Origin of the sequence: Streptomyces sp. SM1 (genome assembly GCF_002910825.1) — a bacterium.
In the GTDB taxonomy this organism is placed as follows: Bacteria; Actinomycetota; Actinomycetes; order Streptomycetales; family Streptomycetaceae; genus Streptomyces; species Streptomyces okerensis.
Map to the genome: position 1 here is coordinate 1 of NZ_NEUB01000806.1, position 3,162 is coordinate 3,162.

Annotated in this window: 3 protein-coding genes and 1 pseudogene; 3 read left to right on the top strand and 1 reads right to left on the bottom strand. The window is 72.5% G+C overall.

Going from position 1 to position 3,162, the window contains the following annotated elements:
* The first annotated feature begins 172 nt into the window (after positions 1 to 172).
* From thiE to B9S61_RS25005, 3 genes are all read left to right on the top strand, one after another.
* Positions 173 to 838: a thiamine phosphate synthase gene (gene thiE / locus B9S61_RS24995; RefSeq protein WP_103544264.1), complete on the top strand. Its 666-nt coding sequence runs from the start codon at positions 173 to 175 to the stop codon at positions 836 to 838.
* A gap of 107 nt (positions 839 to 945) precedes the next feature.
* Entirely contained in the window at positions 946 to 1,869 is a 924-nt protein-coding gene (metF, locus tag B9S61_RS25000; protein ID WP_103544265.1) for a methylenetetrahydrofolate reductase [NAD(P)H], read from the top strand.
* A 56-nt stretch (positions 1,870 to 1,925) separates the two neighbouring features.
* Positions 1,926 to 2,885 (top strand): hypothetical protein, encoded by a 960-nt coding sequence (locus B9S61_RS25005; RefSeq protein WP_103544266.1) that lies wholly within the window; start codon positions 1,926 to 1,928, stop codon positions 2,883 to 2,885.
* A 7-nt stretch (positions 2,886 to 2,892) separates the two neighbouring features.
* On the opposite strand, the pseudogene B9S61_RS25010 reads toward B9S61_RS25005, so the two are convergent.
* Positions 2,893 to 3,162: pseudogene (locus B9S61_RS25010) on the bottom strand (phytoene dehydrogenase); the annotation flags it as partial.

A 3,162-nucleotide genomic window follows, 5' to 3' on the forward strand; every position in this document is an offset into this window, starting at 1 on the left:
CGGACGGCCGGCGAGGGCCGCCGGGTCCGGCCGGTTCGTGCGCCCGTGGCAGGGTGGGGCCGGCGGAGGGCCGGTGTGTGCCGGCTGCTCGGCCTGCCGGGTCGCGGACACCCGAAGACGACCGCCGGGTCCGCCCGGCCCCTACGCTCACCGATCCCTGGGGGGACACCGTATGACCGACACCGCACGTGCCCGGCTCGCCGATGCCCGGGTCTACCTCTGCACCGACGCCCGCAAGCGGCAGGGGGATCTTCCGGAGTTCCTGGACGCGGTGTTGGCCGGCGGGGTCGACATCGTGCAGCTGCGGGACAAGGGCATGGAGGCCGCCGAGGAGCTGGAGCACCTGGCGGTCCTCGCCGACGCCTGCGCCCGGCACGGCAAGCTGCTCGCGGTCAACGACCGCGCGGACGTCGCCCACGCCGCCGGCGCCGGCGTCCTCCACCTCGGCCAGGGCGACCTCCCCGTCCCCGCCGCCCGCGCGGTACTCGGGGACGGCATCCTGATCGGCCGCTCCACCCACGCCGGCTCCGAGGCCGCAGCGGCCGCCGTCCAGCCCGGCGTGGACTACTTCTGCACCGGCCCCTGCTGGCCCACCCCCACCAAGCCCGGCCGCCACGCCCCGGGCCTTGACCTGGTCCGGCACACCGCCGGCCTCGGCACCGACCGCCCCTGGTTCGCCATCGGCGGCATCGACCTCGGCAACCTCGACGAGGTCCTGGACGCGGGCGCCCGCCGGATCGTCGTCGTTCGCGCGATCACCGACGCCGACGACCCGGGCGCGGCGGCCGCCCAGTTCGCCGAGCGGATGCGGCAGGCGGCCGCTCCGGACGCCGGATGACGCCCGCGCGTCTCAGATCCGTCCAAGGGGTGGACGGCAAGTCGGCAAATCAGACAAATCTCCCGCTTCTGGTTGGGGGACCGCCGCCCCCTGGCTAACCTGCCGGTATGGCCCTCGGAACCGCGTCCACCAGGACTGACCGCGCACGCACCGTGCGCGACATGCTCGCCGCAGGCAAGACGACCTACTCCTTCGAGTTCTCGGCGCCGAAAACCAGCAAGGGTGAGCGGAACCTGTGGAGCGCGCTGCGCAGGGTCGAGGCGGTCGCCCCGGACTTCGTCTCCGTGACCTACGGAGCCGGCGGCTCCACCCGCGCCGGGACGGTCCGGGAGACCGAGCAGATCGCCGCCGACACCACCCTCACCCCGGTCGCCCACCTCACCGCGGTCGACCACTCCGTCGCCGAACTGCGCAACATCATCGGCCAGTACGCCGACGCCGGGATCCGCAACATGCTCGCCGTGCGCGGTGACCCGCCCGGCGACCCCATGGGTGACTGGGTGCAGCACCCCCAGGGCCTGGCCTACGCCGCCGACCTCGTCCGGCTCATCAAGGAGTCGGGCGACTTCTGCGTCGGCGTCGCCGCCTTCCCGGAGATGCACCCGCGCTCCGCCGACTGGGACACCGACGTCGCCCACTTCGTCGACAAGTGCCGGGCAGGCGCCGACTACGCGATCACCCAGATGTTCTTCCGGCCCGAGTCCTATCTGCGCCTGCGTGACCGAGTACACGCCGCGGGCTGCGAGACCCCCGTGATCCCCGAGGTCATGCCGGTGACCAGTGTGAAGATGCTGGAGAGGTTGCCAAAGCTCAGTAACGCCGAGTTCCCCGACGCCCTCAAAGAGCGGATCCTCGCAGCGAAGGACGATCCGGCGGCGGTACGCTCCATCGGTATCGACTTCGCCACGGAGTTCTGCGCGCGGCTGCTGGCCGAGGGAGTGCCGGGACTGCACTTCATCACGCTGAACAACTCCACGGCGACGTTGGAAATCTACGAGAACCTGGGCCTGCACCACCCACCGCGGGCCTAGACCGGTCGCACGGATATACGACACACTGCGTAGCGACCACTGGGAGAGGGGCGTACATGGGCTGGACGGTCCTCTACATCGCGTTCGGCATCGTCGCGCTGTGGTTGCTCGGCGAGGTGCTGCTGCAGTACAAGGCGCGGCTGCGCTGGCGGCTGCTCGCCTTCGCCGGCTTCCTCGGCGTGGTGCTCGGTGTGCTGATCCCGTCCGTGGTCGTCATCGGACTGGGCGCCGCCGCCTTCGCGGTCGGCCAGACCTACGTCACGCTGTCGTTCCGCCGCGGTTTCGCGGCGGGCTGGGCGGTCAACTCGCCGAAACTGGCCGCGGTCAAGGGCGGCCGCGGCGGCCGAGGCCGCGAGGAACCCAGCCTGGAGGTCTCCGACCTGGAGCCGTCCCACGGCGGTTACGGCGACGAAGGCTACGGCGACGACAGCCGCCGCGACCGCTCCGGCCACGGCGCGGACGACGACTACGACCGCGACGACGTGTTCACCCCCGCCGGCCGCACCGACCAGGCGACGGCCGCCGAGACCACCTCCGTCTACGAGCCGCAGCCCATGCCCGACGACACCGGCTCCTACGGCGTGTACGGCGGCGACTCCGGATACGCGGCCCCGTCCCAGGACCAGTACGCGGCGGCCACCCAGGGCGCCGACCAGAACTACGCCTACGACTACTCCGGTTACGGCCAGCAGCAGGGCTACGACACCACGGGCCAGCAGTACGCCGCGTACTCCGACCCGTACATCGGCAACCCGACGTACGGCGCCACCTCGTACGACACCGGCTACGCCGATCCGCAGCAGTACGCCCAGCAGGGCTACACCCAGGACCCGTACGCGGGCGGCGGCTACGGCGGCGAGACCCCGGCCGGCGGCCTGTGGGTCCCGCAGCAGCGCAGCGCCGACGACCCCTACGGCGGCGAACTCCCGCCGGAGCAGCAGCAGTACCCGTACCAGGGCGACGGGCAGACGAACGACAACGGCAACGGGTACGACGAGCAGCAGTACCGCTTCTGACGCTCGCTCACTGGGAGCCGCGGAACTCCGGCCCCTCCACGATCAGCCCCGCGACCAGCGCCCCCGACATCCCGGCGTGCGGCAGTCCGCCGCCGGGATGCGACCAGCCGCCGACCGTGAACAGCCCCGGCAGTCCCGTGCTGTTGGACGGGTGCAGCAGCCGTCCGCCCGCCGCGGCCAGTGCCGGCACCGGGACCGCGCCGCCCTCCGCGCCGGTCTCCGCGGCGATGTCGGCCGGGGTGCGCACCTCGTAGCGGAGCAGCCGGTCGCGCAGGGC

What these genes read in the sequence shown, in the direction of transcription:
- B9S61_RS25005 (WP_103544266.1), top strand. Translation starts at nt 1,926, where the DNA reads ATGGGCTGGACGGTCCTCTACATCGCGTTCGGCATCGTCGCGCTGTGG.
- thiE (WP_103544264.1), top strand. Translation starts at nt 173, where the DNA reads ATGACCGACACCGCACGTGCCCGGCTCGCCGATGCCCGGGTCTACCTC.
- metF (WP_103544265.1), top strand. Translation starts at nt 946, where the DNA reads ATGGCCCTCGGAACCGCGTCCACCAGGACTGACCGCGCACGCACCGTG.